General features: G+C 62.9%; 15 protein-coding genes. 8 read left to right on the plus strand and 7 right to left on the minus strand.

The window, feature by feature from the left end; all coding sequences use genetic code 11:
* Together ctaA and EK369_RS02725 are read right to left on the minus strand one after the other, a co-directional pair.
* On the minus strand, positions 1-1,149 hold the full coding sequence (gene ctaA / locus EK369_RS02720; RefSeq protein WP_127112135.1) for a heme A synthase: 1,149 nt from the start codon (positions 1,147-1,149) through the stop codon (positions 1-3).
* A 63-nt stretch (positions 1,150-1,212) separates the two neighbouring features.
* On the minus strand, positions 1,213-1,956 hold the full coding sequence (locus tag EK369_RS02725) for an RNA methyltransferase (RefSeq protein WP_127112136.1): 744 nt from the start codon (positions 1,954-1,956) through the stop codon (positions 1,213-1,215).
* A gap of 131 nt (positions 1,957-2,087) precedes the next feature.
* On the opposite strand from EK369_RS02725, the gene EK369_RS02730 reads away from it, so the two are divergent.
* The 6 genes from EK369_RS02730 to EK369_RS02755 all read left to right on the plus strand — a co-directional run bounded on the left by EK369_RS02730 (position 2,088) and on the right by EK369_RS02755 (position 6,220).
* Positions 2,088-2,417, plus strand: a complete 330-nt coding sequence (locus tag EK369_RS02730; protein ID WP_127112137.1) for a TfoX/Sxy family protein — start codon at positions 2,088-2,090, stop codon at positions 2,415-2,417.
* A 57-nt stretch (positions 2,418-2,474) separates the two neighbouring features.
* Positions 2,475-3,092 (plus strand): thiamine phosphate synthase, encoded by a 618-nt coding sequence (locus tag EK369_RS02735; protein ID WP_127112138.1) that lies wholly within the window; start codon positions 2,475-2,477, stop codon positions 3,090-3,092.
* A gap of 67 nt (positions 3,093-3,159) precedes the next feature.
* Positions 3,160-4,053 carry a PfkB family carbohydrate kinase gene (locus EK369_RS02740; protein WP_127112139.1) on the plus strand — a complete coding sequence of 298 codons (894 nt, stop codon included), beginning with the start codon at positions 3,160-3,162 and terminating at the stop codon, positions 4,051-4,053.
* Positions 4,050-4,970 carry a pseudouridine-5'-phosphate glycosidase gene (locus EK369_RS02745; RefSeq protein ID WP_127112140.1) on the plus strand — a complete coding sequence of 307 codons (921 nt, stop codon included), beginning with the start codon at positions 4,050-4,052 and terminating at the stop codon, positions 4,968-4,970. Before EK369_RS02740 ends, EK369_RS02745 begins: the two co-directional genes overlap by 4 nt.
* Before the next feature lie 83 nt (positions 4,971-5,053).
* Positions 5,054-5,755, plus strand: a complete 702-nt coding sequence (locus EK369_RS02750) for a DUF502 domain-containing protein (RefSeq protein ID WP_127112141.1) — start codon at positions 5,054-5,056, stop codon at positions 5,753-5,755.
* On the plus strand, positions 5,756-6,220 hold the full coding sequence (locus EK369_RS02755) for a hypothetical protein (protein WP_127112142.1): 465 nt from the start codon (positions 5,756-5,758) through the stop codon (positions 6,218-6,220).
* On the opposite strand, the gene EK369_RS02760 is transcribed toward EK369_RS02755, so the two are convergent.
* Positions 6,211-7,245, minus strand: coding sequence for a patatin-like phospholipase family protein (locus tag EK369_RS02760; RefSeq protein WP_127112143.1), 1,035 nt, complete (start codon positions 7,243-7,245; stop codon positions 6,211-6,213). The genes EK369_RS02755 and EK369_RS02760 overlap by 10 nt on opposite strands.
* 85 nt (positions 7,246-7,330) lie before the next feature.
* Positions 7,331-8,104, minus strand: a complete 774-nt coding sequence (locus EK369_RS02765; RefSeq protein WP_127112144.1) for a 3-hydroxybutyrate dehydrogenase — start codon at positions 8,102-8,104, stop codon at positions 7,331-7,333.
* A gap of 368 nt (positions 8,105-8,472) precedes the next feature.
* Between EK369_RS02765 and EK369_RS02770 the strand changes: the two genes are divergently transcribed.
* Positions 8,473-10,230 carry an extracellular solute-binding protein gene (locus EK369_RS02770; RefSeq protein ID WP_235871324.1) on the plus strand — a complete coding sequence of 586 codons (1,758 nt, stop codon included), beginning with the start codon at positions 8,473-8,475 and terminating at the stop codon, positions 10,228-10,230.
* 70 nt (positions 10,231-10,300) lie between these two features.
* Here EK369_RS02770 and EK369_RS02775 read toward each other — a convergent pair whose 3' ends face one another.
* The 3 genes from EK369_RS02775 to EK369_RS02785 form a co-directional block, all read right to left on the minus strand.
* Positions 10,301-11,668 carry a cytochrome P450 gene (locus tag EK369_RS02775; RefSeq protein WP_127112145.1) on the minus strand — a complete coding sequence of 456 codons (1,368 nt, stop codon included), beginning with the start codon at positions 11,666-11,668 and terminating at the stop codon, positions 10,301-10,303.
* Positions 11,661-12,875, minus strand: a complete 1,215-nt coding sequence (locus EK369_RS02780; protein WP_127112146.1) for an alpha/beta fold hydrolase — start codon at positions 12,873-12,875, stop codon at positions 11,661-11,663. Before EK369_RS02780 ends, EK369_RS02775 begins: the two co-directional genes overlap by 8 nt.
* A gap of 104 nt (positions 12,876-12,979) precedes the next feature.
* Positions 12,980-13,732 carry a cytochrome c biogenesis CcdA family protein gene (locus tag EK369_RS02785; protein ID WP_127112147.1) on the minus strand — a complete coding sequence of 251 codons (753 nt, stop codon included), beginning with the start codon at positions 13,730-13,732 and terminating at the stop codon, positions 12,980-12,982.
* 93 nt (positions 13,733-13,825) lie between these two features.
* On the opposite strand from EK369_RS02785, the gene EK369_RS02790 reads away from it, so the two are divergent.
* Positions 13,826-14,050 carry a sulfurtransferase TusA family protein gene (locus EK369_RS02790; protein WP_127112148.1) on the plus strand — a complete coding sequence of 75 codons (225 nt, stop codon included), beginning with the start codon at positions 13,826-13,828 and terminating at the stop codon, positions 14,048-14,050.
* Positions 14,051-14,072 lie beyond the last annotated feature (22 nt).

Genomic DNA, 14,072 nt, shown 5'->3' on the forward strand with positions numbered 1-14,072 from the left:
TCAACCTTCTCGGATAGACCGGGTTACAGGATAGTGTGACAGGAACCGCGCCCGCAGGATCAGGCTCCAGACAAAGATCGCCATGATCTGATGCAGGATCGCAATATTGACCGGGGCGGCATACAGCACCGTGACAATGCCCAGCACAAGTTGCAAGGCCACCGCCGCCAAAACCGCATTAAAGGCAAACTGCGTGGCCCCATGCGCCGATCCCCGGCCCGCGCGCCAGACCACTACGGCAAAGATCACGAACAGATAGCCCCAGATCCGGTGCATGAACTGCACCAGCCCGGCGTTCTCGAAAAAGTTCGTCCAGAGCGGCGTCAGCTCAAAGGCATCCGGCGGAAACAGCTGCCCCGCCATCATCGGCCAATCCACGAAACTGCGCCCCGCATCAATCCCGGCCACCAGCGCCCCCAACAGGATCTGCACAAAACCCATATGCATCAGCCCCGTCGACATGGAAAACAGCTTGGCCTCCTTGCCCCGCCGCGCCTGCATCAGGTCACGCTCTTCACGGCCCAGCATCAGGATGTACCAGCCGATAAAGCCAAGGATGATAAAGGCCAGCCCCAGATGCGTGGCCAACCGGTAGGATGCCACAGTCGTCACATCTTCGCCCGAGGTCACACCGCTGGCGACCATCCACCAGCCCACGGCACCCTGCAATCCGCCAAGCGCGCCAATCAGGAACAGACGCCCGCTCCATCCCGTGGGAATCTTGCGTGCAATGGCAAAGCCGGCAAACCCAAGCGCCCAGACCAGACCAATCACGCGGCCAATCTGACGATGGCCCCATTCCCACCAATAGATGGTTTTGAAATCCGCCAGTGTCATCCACTGGTTATCAATGCGCCACTGATCGATGGTCTTGTACTTGTCGAACTCCGCCTGCCAGTCGGCTTCGGACAGGGGCGGCATGGCCCCGGTCACGGGCCGCCACTCGGTGATTGACAAGCCGCTTTCGGTCAAACGGGTCAACCCGCCCACCACGATCATCACCACAACAAGCGCAAACAGCACCATCAACCAGGCCCGAATGCCCCGGCGCGCGCCCTTGTTGCCCTGATCGATCACGCCAACCGCTTTCGGTGTTTCCCTGGGGCCGCTCTCGCCCACCTCTTCGAAAATGCTGCGCTTCTGGCTCATCTCATGTCCTTTTTCGCGTTTCCCGAGAGTCTAGGTCGCCCCCCCGTCCCCTTCAAGCGCTCATCACCCACGTTCTTTCCAACGCACCATTTGACGCAGCACCCCGTGCAACATCTGCACATCCGCCCGCGTCAACGGCATCCGGCTCCACATATTGCGCAGGTTCTGTTTCATGCCCTCGGCCTTGGCCTCGGGAAAAAAGAACCCCGCATCCTGCAGGCGATCCTCGTAATGCGTGGTCAGCGCCTCCAGCTCGGCCTGATTGGCCCAGTCGGTCTTGGCCATATCCACCCGCTCCGCCACGCTCTCTTCACTGGCGCGACGCCACTCATAAGCCGTCAGCAACACGCATTGCCCCAGATTGAGCGAGGCATACTCCGGATTCACCGGCACGTTGATGATGGCATTGGCCCGCGCAATATCGTCGTTTTCCAACCCGGCCCGCTCCGGCCCGAACAGCACCGCCACCTTCTCGCCCGCCGCAATCTTTTCGGCGGCCATCTGCATCGCGCGCTCCGGCGTCACCACCGGCTTGGTCAGCCCCCGCATCCGCGCCGTGGTGGCAAAGACATAGTGGCAATCCTCCAGCGCCTCAGGCGTGTCCTGACACAGCATCGCATCATCCAACACCCGGCCCGCGCCACTTGCCATGGCCACCGCCCGCTGGTTCGGCCAGCCATCCCGCGGATCGACAATGCGCATCCGGTCCAACCCGAAATTCAGCATCGCACGCGCCGCCGCCCCGATGTTTTCCCCCATCTGCGGGCGCACCAGAACAAAGGCGGGCTGAGGCACTCCTGTCGGCATGGTCATCTCCTACAAAACACCTGCCGCTGATACCCCCCGGTCCCAAAACACACAACACCCCCGCTTCTTTTGGCTACAAATATCCCCGCCGGAGGCCTAGAATCTTTTCACCCAACAAGGAGACGCTCCCCATGGCCTATGACCAAGGGCTCGCCACGATCCTGCGCGACGACCTCACCGACACCGCCGGTGTCATCGAAAAAAAGATGTTCGGCGGGCTCTGTTTCATGCTGAACGGCAACATGCTTTGCGGCGTGCACAAGGGCGGCGGCATGTTCCGCGTCGGCAAGACCAACGAGGCCGCAGCCCTCGCCATCCCCGGCGTCAGCCCGCTGGCCTTCACCGGCAAGAAAATGGGCGGCATGCTGGACGTGGATCAGGACCTGATGGCCGATGACACCCGCCGCGCCCAAGTGCTTGCCCTGGCGATGAATTTCGTGGGCGCCCTGCCTGCCAAGTAGCCAAAGCCGACAATCCACGCTATCACGGCGCAAACCTGACGAATCCGGAGCACAGAAATGGCCGATCAAGAGCAGCCCCAGATCTATCTCATCACCCCGCCCGAGATCGAACTCAGCCGTTTTCCGGATCAGCTGGCCCGCATTCTGGATGCGACCGAGATCGCCTGCGTGCGCCTCGCCCTCGCCACGCGCGACGAAGACCGCATCAGCCGCGCGGCGGATGTGGTGCGCGAGACCTGCCACGCCCGTGACGTCGCCATCGTGATCTCCGAACACCTGGTGCTGGCCGAACGCCTTGGCCTGGATGGCGTGCACCTGACCGACGGCGCGCGCTCTTTGCGCAAGACCCGCAAGGACCTTGGCGATGACGCCATTGTCGGCACGTTCTGCGCCGCCTCGCGCCACGACGGCATGACCGCCGGCGAACAGGGCGCCGACTACGTCAGCTTTGGTCCCGTAGGCGCCACGCCCCTCGGCGACGGCACCATCGCCGATCACACCTTGTTCGAATGGTGGTCGCAGATGATCGAAGTCCCCGTCGTCGCCGAAGGCGCGCTGGACGTTGAAACCATCGCCAGACTCGCCCCTGTGACCGATTTCTTCGGCATCGGCGAAGAAATCTGGCGCGCCGACGACCCGGTTGCCAAACTGGCCGAATTCCAGGCCGCGTTCTGAGCAGGTCCACGGCGAGAAAAGCCCGCAAGGGCTTGCCGAGCGCCCGCGCACCGTCCACAACAGACCCATGACCCAGACCCACGACATCCTCTGCATCGGTTCCGTCCTCTGGGACGTGATCGGCCGATCCCCCGCCCATATGCGCCAGGGCTCGGACGTGCCGGGCCGCATCACCCGCCTGCCCGGCGGTGTTGCGCTCAATATCGCCATGACGCTCGCCCGCTTTGGCCTGCGCCCCGCACTGCTGACCGCCATTGGCCGCGACCGGGAAGGCAACGAACTGGTCACCGCCTGCTCTGAACTGGGCCTGATCACCGATCACGTCTACCGCTCCGAGGACCTGCCCACCGATACCTACATGGCCGTCGAAGGTGCCAATGGCGTGATCGCCGCGATTGCCGATGCCCATTCGCTCGAAGCGGCAGGCGACAAGATCCTGCGCCCCTTGGGCGATGGCACCCTTGGCAGTGAAACAACCCCCTACAACGGCTTCATCGCGCTGGATGGCAATCTGACCCAACGCCTCTTGGAAAACATCTCGCTCAGCCCGCTGTTTGCCCATGCCGACCTGCGCGTCGCCCCCGCCAGCCCGGGCAAGGCCACCCGCCTCCTGCCCTTCCTCACCCATGACCGCGCGGTGCTCTATGTGAACCTCGAAGAGGCCGGGCTTTTGTGCCAGACCACCTTCGACAGCTCAGCCGAGGCCGCCGCCGGGCTTCTCGCCCGGGGTGCGCGCCGCGCGCTGGTCACCGATGGCGGCAAATCCGCGTCGGACGCCAGCGCCGACGGCGTGCTGACCCAGACCCCGCCGTCGGTGCTCGTCACCCGCGTAACCGGCGCGGGCGACACCTTCATGGCCGCCCATATCGTCGCCGAAGCCCAGGGCGGCAGCCGTGACACAGCCCTCGCGCGCGCGCTCAACGCCGCCGCCACCTATGTTTCCGGAGGAAACGCCAAATGAGCCTCATCACCCTCTCTCCCGACGTGGCCGAGGCCAAGGCCGCAGGCACGCCCATCGTGGCGCTGGAAAGCACGATCATCACCCATGGCATGCCATTTCCGCAAAACGTCGAGGTCGCAAGACGGGTGGAAGAGACCATTCGTGCAAAGGGGGCCACCCCCGCCACCATCGCCGTGCTCGACGGCACGCTCTACGCGGGCCTGACCGACGCGCAGCTTGACCAGCTGGCCCAGGCACAGAATGTCGCCAAGCTCAGCCGCGCCGACCTCGCCGTCTGCATGTCCAAGGGTCTCACCGGCGCCACCACCGTCGCCGCCACCATGATCGCCGCCCAGCTTGCTGGCATCGACGTCTTTGCCACCGGCGGCATCGGCGGCGTGCACAAGGGCGCCGAGGACAGCTTTGACATCTCAGCCGACCTCACCGAACTGGCGCAAACGGCCGTCACCGTGGTCGCCGCCGGGGCCAAGGCGATCCTCGACATCCCCAAGACGCTGGAGGTGCTTGAGACCAACGGCGTGCCCGTCATTGGCTATCAACAGGACAGCTTCCCAGCCTTCTGGTCCTCTCACTCGCCGCTCGACGCGCCCTTGCGCATGGATACCCCCACCCGCATCGCCCGCGCCCATATCCTGCGCGGCCAGATGGGCATTCCCGGTGGTCAGCTGGTGGCCAACCCGATCCCGGTTGCCGACGAAATCCCCTCGGACGTGATGGCCCCGGTCATCGCCCGCGCCACCGCCGAGGCCGACCAGCAGGGCATCACCGGCAAGGCCGTAACCCCCTTTCTGCTCGCCCGCATCTTTGAGCTGACCGAGGGCCGTTCGCTCACCGCCAACATCGCACTTGTGCTGAATAATGCGCGACTTGCCGCCGAAATCGCCACCGAGATCACCAGGCTGCGCGAAACCGCATGAAAAACCTGTGAAATCCGCGCAAAGCGCCGTTGATCGTCTGGTCCGCTTTCCTTAACTGTTAGTTTGAGAGACCAGAGGTCGAAATGACAACACCATTTGACGAAAATCCCCACCCCCACCGCAAGCATGGGCGGTTCGCGGGCCTGCGCGCCTCGTTCCTGACCGGCATCGTGGTGATTGCGCCCGTGGCGATGACGATCTGGCTGGTCTGGACCCTCATGGGTTGGGTCGATGGCTTTGTCCTGCCTCTGGTGCCCGAGACCTTCCAACCCGAGAAATACATCGGCAACAACCTGCCGGGCGTTGGCGTGGTCATCTTCCTGATCTTCACCATCCTCGTCGGCTGGATCGCCAAGGGCCTGATCGGGCGCTCGCTCATCAACTTTGCCGAGAGCCTTGTGGAACGCATGCCTGTGGTGCGCTCGATCTATTCCGGTGTGAAACAGATCGCAGAAACCGTCTTTGCCCAATCCGACCGCAACTTCGAAAAGGCCTGCCTGATCGAATACCCGCGCAAGGGCATCTGGGTTGTTGGCTTCATTTCGACCCACGCCAAGGGTGAAATTGCCGCCTCGACCCGAACGGGCGAAGAGCTGATGGGCGTTTTTGTCCCCACCACTCCGAACCCGACCTCGGGGTTTCTCCTGCTCCTGCCCAGGGCCGACATCATCGAGCTGGACATGTCGATCGAAGAGGCTGCGAAACTGGTGATCTCTGCGGGCCTTGTCTATCCCAACTCCAAGGACCCGACCAAGCCGCCCGAAACCGGCGACGCGTCAGAGTGAATGTACTGGCTGAGCGGCAAGATCAAACGCGATCCCATTCGCCGCTGGGCCCTGCCTGACCGTATCTTCTTTGGCCGTGGCGCCTGTCATATCCTTGCCGGATGTTACCTCGATCAGGGCATCGGCCCGCATTTTTACGCCGAACACATCGTGCCGGACCCCGGATTTGCCGGCAGCCACATCTATGTTACCGACGGGCGGATCAGCTTTGATTTTCACGGCTACGCACTACGCGACCGCCTGCTGGCCCACCACTGGCGCGGCTGGCAAGCCCGCTATCCCGACTGGTCCGGACAGGTCGCGCGCGTCACCTTCGACCTCCTGGACACCGCATCCCTGAACGCCCGCAAAATGCTGGGGCCGGATCAGTATCACGGAAATGTCCTGGCCCGGGCACAGACCTATCTCGGCCGCATTGACCACTCCAACGCCTACGCCCGCACCGCGCATCGCGACTACCGATAGGTCGCCTGCAGATCCACCGTGCCGCGCTGCCCCAAATCCGCTTTATGCGCCTCAAGAAACGCCGAGGCCGCCTCCTGACCCGCCCGGCGCAACTCTCCCAGAATATAGGACGTCGGTACGGTCTTGGTGGCCACCGACAGATCATTCATCAGCGCATCATCGGCGATCATATGCACCTTGACCGCCTTCATGTCTCCTTCAATCAATGCGCCGCTGTCCAGCAACCGCTGCACAAAGGAAATCGCCCGCAACTCGCCCAATAGCGCTGCGTTGAAACTGATCTCATTGATGCGGCTGTGAATCTGCTGCGGCGTCACCGGCTTTTCCTCGCGCACCAACGGGTTGATGTTGATGATCACCACATCATCCGGCAGATCCTTGTGAAACAGTGGAAACAGCGCCGGGTTGCCGGTATAGCCGCCATCCCAATAGGCTTCTTTCCGGCCCGTCTCGGGATCGTCGATCTCCACCGCCTGAAACATGGTCGGCAAACAGGCCGAGGCCAGAATCGCCTCGGTACTGATCTCGTCGCGGGTAAAGACCCGCGCCTTGCCGGTGCGCACATTGGTGGCACAGACAAACAACCGCGGCCCCGCTTCGGCGCAAACCTCGCCAAAGTCAAAAGCCTCGACCACCGGCTGCAACGGGTTCTGATAAAGTGGCCCGTAATGATAGGGTGACACCAGCCGCGACCAGGTTTCGCCCATGACATAAGGCAGGGAAAACTCCATCGCCCGCGCCACGCCCCCCGGTCCGATCCCGGTCAGCCAGGCGCTCAGCGCATCGCCCTGCAGCGCGCCCATGCGAGTCCACAGCGCCTCAAGACTCTCCAGCGCCCCGTCACGCCCCGCCCGGATCAGGCCCGACTTCAACGCCGCCCCGTTCAGCGCCCCCGCCGAGGTGCCGGTGATCCCGGCAATCTCGATCTCGGGGTCCTGCAACAGAACCTCCAGCGCGCCCCAGGTGAACGCCCCATGGGCCCCGCCCCCCTGCAAGGCCAGATTGATCCGCTTCACCTCAGCCATCTGTATCGCCCCTCGCTTCTTTTGGCCAAAAATATCCCGGGGGAGGCGCCCCTCGGGGGCGACGGGGGCAGCGCCCCCAAACCGCTTACAAAGCGGTCCAGCCACCATCGACGCTGATCGTGGTGCCGGTGATCTGAGCCGCAGCGTCAGAGCACAAGAACACCGTGGTGCCCCCCAATTGCTCGACCGTGGCAAATTCCTTGGACGGTTGCCGCGTCAGCATCACGTTCTTCACCACCTCTTCGCGGCTCATGTTGTACTCGCGCATGGTGTCCGGGATCTGCGCCTCAACCAGCGGAGTCAGCACGTAACCGGGGCAAATCGCATTGCAGGTGATCGGCTCCTGCGCGGTTTCCAGCGCCACGGTCTTCGACATGCCCACCACGCCATGTTTCGCCGCAATATAGGCCGCCTTGAACGGCGAGGCCGTCAGCCCATGCGCACTGGCGATGTTCACAATCCGCCCCCAGCCGCGCGCCCGCATCCCCGGCAGCGCCGCCGCCATGGTGTGAAAGGCTGAATTCATGTTGATCGCAATGATCGCGTCCCACTTTTCCACCGGGAACTCGTCAATCGGCGCCACGTGCTGAATGCCCGCATTGTTGACCAGGATATCGCAGCCCCCGGCCGTTTCGATCAACGCCCGACATTCCGCGCCCTTGGACATATCCGCCTTGATATAGCGCGCGCCCACACCAAACTCTTCCGCGATCGACGCCGCCAGCGCGTGATCCTCCTCGCGATCCGTGAACGAGTTCAAAACCACATCCGCCCCGGCCTTTGCCAGTTCCCGTGCGATCCCCAACCCAATGCCCGAGTTTGATCCGGTGATGATTGCGCTTTTGCCAGCAAGTGTCATGGTATGCCCTCTCATATCTGATTTGCGCACATCCTATCATGCTGCGCGCGCAAAATAAGAGGGAAGCGCCCCGGCACGTATTCCTACGTACCCTTGCCGGTCACCCCAGCCATAAACCAAAAAAAACCCCGGCCGAAGCCGGGGTATAGTCATTGAGGCAGGTTTCATACAGGCAAGAAACCTATCGAGCAGTGCGACCTTTATAAGCAATCCCACGCCGAGAGTCCAAGCTAAAAGTTTGATAAGGTTGGAATCCCCGGTTACCAATAGGGCCAATAAAAACAGGCACAGGCAGGATTGTTCCCCAAATGCGACCAGTATGTTTCTCACGATTCCGCGCCGTGCTCATGGCCGCAACCCTGTTTTCTATGGGCCAGACCGTTAACGCGGAACCCTCGCATGGAATCGCCATGTACGGCGATCCTGCACTGCCCGCCGATTTCACCGCCCTGCCCTATGCCAACCCCGACGCGCCCAAGGGCGGGCGAATCGTCACCGGAAACACCGGCGGATTCGATTCGCTCAATCCCTTCGTACGCAAAGGCACCCCGCCCTGGCAGCTGCGCCACCTCACCCACGAATCGCTGATGGGCCGCAACTGGGACGAACCCTTTTCGCTCTATGGCCTGCTCGCCGAAACCATCGAGACCAGCCCGGATCGCGACTGGGTCGCCTTCACCCTGCGCCCCGAGGCACGCTTTTCCGATGGCACCCCGGTCACTGTCGAGGACGTGATCTGGTCCTACGAAACCCTCGGCACCATCGGCCACCCGCGCTACCTCGGTCTCTGGTCCAAGATCGACCGGATCGAGGCCACCGGCCCCCGCACGGTGCGCTTTACCTTCAACACCCCCGACCGTGAACTGGCGCTGATCGTCGGCCTGCGCCCGATCCTGCAAAAGGCCCAGTGGCAGGACCGCAGCTTTGCCGACGCCACCCTCTCGGACATCCCCCTTGGCAGCGCGCCCTACGTGATCTCGCACTTCGATCCCGGCCGCCAGGTCACCCTGACCCGCAACCCCGACTACTGGGGCCGCGACCTGCCCCTGCGTCGCGGCACCGCCAACTTCGATGAAATCCGCATCGACTTTTATGGCGACGGCGACGTCATGTTCGAAGCCTTCAAGGCTGGCGCGATCAGCTACTACCGCGAGTTCAACGCCGAAAGCTGGGCCAGCAACTACAACTTCCCGGCCATCACCTCGGGCCGCATGACAAAATCCGAAATCCCCCATGCCAAACCCTCGGGCATCACCGGCCTCGCCATGAACACCCGCCGCGCGCCCTTTGACGATATCCGCGTGCGCGACGCGCTGATCCATGCCTTCAACTTCGAGTTCATCGCCGACACGCTGATCGGCGGCCGCCAGCCCCGCATCTCGTCCTATTTCTCCGGCTCCTACCTCGCCATGCACGATGGCCCCGCCAGCGCTGAGGTCGCCGCCCGCCTTGCCCCCTATGCCGGGACCCTGCCTAGGGACGTTCTGGACGACTACGATCTGCCCGCCTCCGACGGCAGCAGCCGCAACCGCAAGAACATGCGCCGCGCCATGCAGCTGATGTCGGCAGCCGGCTACGAGGTCAAAGACGGCATCATGACCGCCCCTGACGGCACGCCGCTGACCTTTGACATCCTCCTGCGCCAGGGCGACACCCAGAACAAGGCCATCGTTGACCTCTACCGAAAATCGCTCGAAAAACTGGGGGTCTTCGTCACGATCACCACCGTGGACAGCGCGCAATACACCCAGCGGATCGCCGAATTCGACTTTGACATGACCGACACCCGCCGCGCCCTCTCGCTCAGCCCCGGCAACGAACAGGCGCTCTACTGGGGCAGTGCTGCCGCCGACCAGCCCGGCTCGCGCAATCTCATGGGCATCCGCTCCCCCGCCATCGACGCGCTGGTCACCCAGCTCACCGCCAGCACCCGGTCCGAGGACTTTCGCGCCGCCGCCCAGGCGCTGGATCGCGCCCTGACAACAGGCCGCTACGTCATCCCGATCTGGTCCTTTGCCGTGGGCCGCATCGCCCATGACGCCAACCTGCACTACCCCGACACCCTGCCGCTCTACGGCGATGGAGTCGAATGGCTTCCCGGTGTGTGGTGGCACGAGGCCCCCTGACTTCATCTTGCCAAAAATACTCCGGGGTGAATGGGCCGCAGGCCCAGAGGGGCAGCGCCCCTCCTTTCGATCACCGCCGCGAGATCTGCAACAGGATGCCATCCCTGGCCCGCACCGTCAGATGCGCCTGCGGCACCGGTTCCTGCCCCGCGACCACATCAAACCGGAACGCCCGCACCAGGAGCGACAGGATCAGCGGCCCCTCGATCATGGCAAAGGCCGACCCGGGGCACACACGTTGCCCGGAAGAAAACGGCATATAGGCTTTCCTCAGACATTCCTTGCCGTTCTCGGTCTGGAACCGTGCGGGGTCAAATTCATCCGGGCGCTCCCACATCCGCTCATGACGGTGCAGATGCCAGGGGCTCAGCACGATCTGGCTGCCTTTCGGCACCTCGCGCCCCCGGAACTGTTCCGGACAGGCCGCCTCGCGCACCATCATCGGCACCGGCGTATATAGCCGCATCGCCTCGCGGAACACATCCCGCGACACCCGCAGTTTGCTCACCGCCGAGAAATAGATCTTGCCGGGGTCCATCACCTCTTTGGCCTCATCCGCCAGCTTTTCCTGCCACTCCGGATAGCGCGCCAACAGGTACAAGGCCCAGGCCAGCGCCGAGGCACTGGTCTCATGCCCAGCCAGAAAGAAAATCGCCACCTGGTCGACCATCTCGTCGGTGTCGAACACATCCCCCGTCAGCGGGTCCTCGGTGGTCATGATCTTGGTCGCCAGATCATCCGGCGCCGTGCCCGCCTTGATCTCGGCCATCCGCGCTGCGGTCAGCTGCTGGATCAACCCGCGGATTTTTTGCGCCGTCTCGCGAGTCTTGCGGCTGTGAAACCGCGGCATCCACTTTGGCAGCGGCAACAGCGCGCCCAGGTTCACCACCGGCTGCGCATGCTGGTGCTCGCGAAAGGTCGAGAACACCGCACCCGCCACCTCATGCTCAATCGGGATTGAAAACAACGTGCGAAAGATCACATCCGCCGCCGCATGGCTGGTCTCAGCCTCGATCTCGACCGGCCCCTGATCCACCATTGTGTCCAGCCGCTCAACCGCCGCAACACCGGCATCCCACATCGCCGGAAACGTGTCGCGCAACCGCCCGCCCTCGAACGCCGGGTCAATGATGCGCCTCTGCCGCTTCCAGACATCGCCATTGGTGATGAAGACCGAATTCCCCAGCAGGGGAAACAACCCCTCGCGCACCCGGTCGGACTTGGGAAAGTCATCGGGGCGCCCCTTTAGCACCAGGTCAATCAACTCGGGGTCATTGCACATGTAGCTGCGGAAAAACGGCGTGCGAAACTCGGCCATCCACGCACGGTACAGCCGCGCAGGCTGCGCCGACAGGATGTCCTTGCGAAACAGCCGGAAATACTTCCACAGGCTGACCTTATCCGGTCTCGTGGCGGGTTTGGGGGGCAGATCAACCATCGCTCACCTCGGTAAATCTGTTCACCGCCGTCTCGATCCGGCTCGCCGAGGCCTTGCGCCCCTCAAAGCGTGCGCCCAGCGTTTTTGGCCCTGCGGTGACGCGGAAATAGTCATAGTCACCGGGCCTGTCAAAGGCGCAAAGATACTGAAAATGCAGCCTGAAAAACCGCCAGCGCAGCTCTTTCCAACGCTCCGGGCTCAGGGTCTGGGTAAAGGCCGCACTCAGCACCAGCGGCCAGCGTTTGCCACTCTCCGGTGCGACACCCGAGACCGAAACCGGATCGCACAAAGCAAAGGCACAGCCATCCCCCGGCGCCGTCACATCCACCCAAGCCATGTCCTGGGTCGACAAAAACCTCAAATCGCCGCGCAACCGATGCGCCTCTGACAGGAACGACACCATCGGCACCACCTGCCCCAGCGACAGGAAACTCAACACTGGCCCTGTGTCCGGCACGCGGCCCCCCCGGATCAGATCCGCCAGGATCGACACCGCCAGATGCGCGCCCGAGGAATGGCCGATCACCAGAACCTCATCAGCATCCCCCTCCAGCGCCTCGGCAATCCGGTCGGCAAACTCCGCCATCCGCGCTTCCAGCTCGGGCGGGTTCGCCCCCTTGGACTGCGCCGAATAGGCATAATCATGCATCAGGTAATAGGCGAACAGCTTGTTGTCCTTCTTGCGAAACCAGTTCAGCAGGAACGGCACGATCACCAGCCCGCCCCAGGCGGTCCAATCGGGCAACCAGATCGCCAGAAGCCGCCCCAACCCATAGGCCGCCAGCAATGAAATCAGCAGCTGCACCAGCAGAAACACCACCGGATAAAGTGCCGCAATCACCGGCCCTTTGCGCAGTTTCATCAACCGCCCCAACGCGCCGCTGGCAATATAGGTCCAGGCCGTGCGCGCCAGCTGCACATAGGTCGCGGTGATCCCCAACCCCATGCTGTCGCGCACAATATCGGACCAGACCAGCACCTCGAAATCGGCCTGCGTCACGCCACCTTCGATGCGCCCCTCGACATGCCAGCCATAGGGGCCACCGCCCTGTTTGGGCGACAAGGCGATCTCGTATCCGGAAATCTCGCCCTGTGCCGCGCCCTCCTTGCGGTAGAGCTCGCGGTAACGACGGGGATGAATGGGGTCATAGCCGGGAATGTAAAACACCCGGCGGCTTTTCACATCAATGTGCCCAGCCTCAGCCATATGACCTCTCTCACTTCAAGGGTCACACTAGCCGTCCAGTTGGGCGGAAGTAAGTCAAAACAGCGTCCCGAAAGATACCGATTTGCTGCGCCTTTTGAGGCTCTTCAGCCGATCTCGGCCATCGCCGGAAAGGTTTCCAGCAACCAATAGGAAAACGCCGCAAAACCGCCCGTCAGCATCAACAGACCAATCGTCCACAGCAACAGCCCCATGACCTTCTCGATCTGTTCCATATGCCGCTTCATCCAGGTCATCACCCCGCCCAACCGCGGCAAAAAGGCCGCGACCAGCAGGAACGGAATGCCCAACCCGATGGCATAGACCCCCAGCAACAGCGTGCCCCGCGTCAGGGACGCCTCCGAGGCCGCCAGCGACAGGATCGCCCCCAGCTGCGGGCCGATGCACGGCGTCCAGCCAAAGGCAAAGGCCAGCCCGAGGATATAGGCCCCAAAGGCGCTGCCCCCCTTGTCCCCGACATCCAGCCGCGCCTCGCGATCCAGAAACCCGATCCGATAGACGCCAACGAAATGCGCGCCAAAAATCATCACCACGATACCGGCAACCGTGTTCAGAGTGCTCTGATATTGCAGGAACATCGTGCCAATGGCCGAGGCCGTGAACCCCAGGAACAAAAACACAGTCGACAGGCCCATGACAAAGAACAGCGCCGTCGTCACCACCTTGTTGCGCGACGCCTTGCCCTCGGACATGTCGCTGATCGACACGCCACTCATATAGGCCAGATAAGGCGGCACAACCGGCAGAACACAAGGGCTCAGAAACGAGATCCCCCCGGCCAAAAGCGCCACAAACATCGCAGGCAACAACCCCGCGTCGATGATTTCGATTCCAAACATACCGCCCTCTTACTGCATCCTCAGACCAAGGTCACGAGGCCCTCCTGTCACATCTCTGTGGACAGCCCCCGCCCTCGCGCATATGTGACATTCATGACGATAGATATCGACGCCATCGGCCTGTTGTGCCCCCTGCCCGTGCTGAAACTGCGCAAGCGCCTGAAACCGCTCGCACCGGGCACGCGCGTGCGTCTCCTGGCCGATGATCCCGCCGCCATCGTCGATGTGCCACACTTCTGCAACGAAAGCGGCCACAGCCTGATCGACAGCAGCGACTCGCAGGGCACCCTCACCTTCGTGATCGAAAAACGCGGCTGACCCCGCGCGCCCCTGCTTCGTA

The organism is Shimia sediminis, from assembly GCF_003990645.1.
Taxonomy (GTDB): domain Bacteria; phylum Pseudomonadota; class Alphaproteobacteria; order Rhodobacterales; family Rhodobacteraceae; genus Shimia; species Shimia sediminis.

Coding starts and splice junctions, on each gene's coding strand:
- EK369_RS02775 (WP_127112145.1), bottom strand. CDS start 11,668: ATGGTTGATCTGCCCCCCAAACCCGCCACGAGACCGGATAAGGTCAGC.
- EK369_RS02770 (WP_235871324.1), top strand. CDS start 8,473: ATGGGCCAGACCGTTAACGCGGAACCCTCGCATGGAATCGCCATGTAC.
- EK369_RS02745 (WP_127112140.1), top strand. CDS start 4,050: ATGAGCCTCATCACCCTCTCTCCCGACGTGGCCGAGGCCAAGGCCGCA.
- EK369_RS02750 (WP_127112141.1), top strand. CDS start 5,054: ATGACAACACCATTTGACGAAAATCCCCACCCCCACCGCAAGCATGGG.
- EK369_RS02730 (WP_127112137.1), top strand. CDS start 2,088: ATGGCCTATGACCAAGGGCTCGCCACGATCCTGCGCGACGACCTCACC.
- EK369_RS02785 (WP_127112147.1), bottom strand. CDS start 13,732: ATGTTTGGAATCGAAATCATCGACGCGGGGTTGTTGCCTGCGATGTTT.
- EK369_RS02725 (WP_127112136.1), bottom strand. CDS start 1,956: ATGCCGACAGGAGTGCCTCAGCCCGCCTTTGTTCTGGTGCGCCCGCAG.
- EK369_RS02740 (WP_127112139.1), top strand. CDS start 3,160: ATGACCCAGACCCACGACATCCTCTGCATCGGTTCCGTCCTCTGGGAC.
- EK369_RS02735 (WP_127112138.1), top strand. CDS start 2,475: ATGGCCGATCAAGAGCAGCCCCAGATCTATCTCATCACCCCGCCCGAG.
- EK369_RS02765 (WP_127112144.1), bottom strand. CDS start 8,104: ATGACACTTGCTGGCAAAAGCGCAATCATCACCGGATCAAACTCGGGC.
- EK369_RS02790 (WP_127112148.1), top strand. CDS start 13,826: ATGACGATAGATATCGACGCCATCGGCCTGTTGTGCCCCCTGCCCGTG.
- ctaA (WP_127112135.1), bottom strand. CDS start 1,149: ATGAGCCAGAAGCGCAGCATTTTCGAAGAGGTGGGCGAGAGCGGCCCC.
- EK369_RS02780 (WP_127112146.1), bottom strand. CDS start 12,875: ATGGCTGAGGCTGGGCACATTGATGTGAAAAGCCGCCGGGTGTTTTAC.
- EK369_RS02755 (WP_127112142.1), top strand. CDS start 5,756: ATGTACTGGCTGAGCGGCAAGATCAAACGCGATCCCATTCGCCGCTGG.
- EK369_RS02760 (WP_127112143.1), bottom strand. CDS start 7,245: ATGGCTGAGGTGAAGCGGATCAATCTGGCCTTGCAGGGGGGCGGGGCC.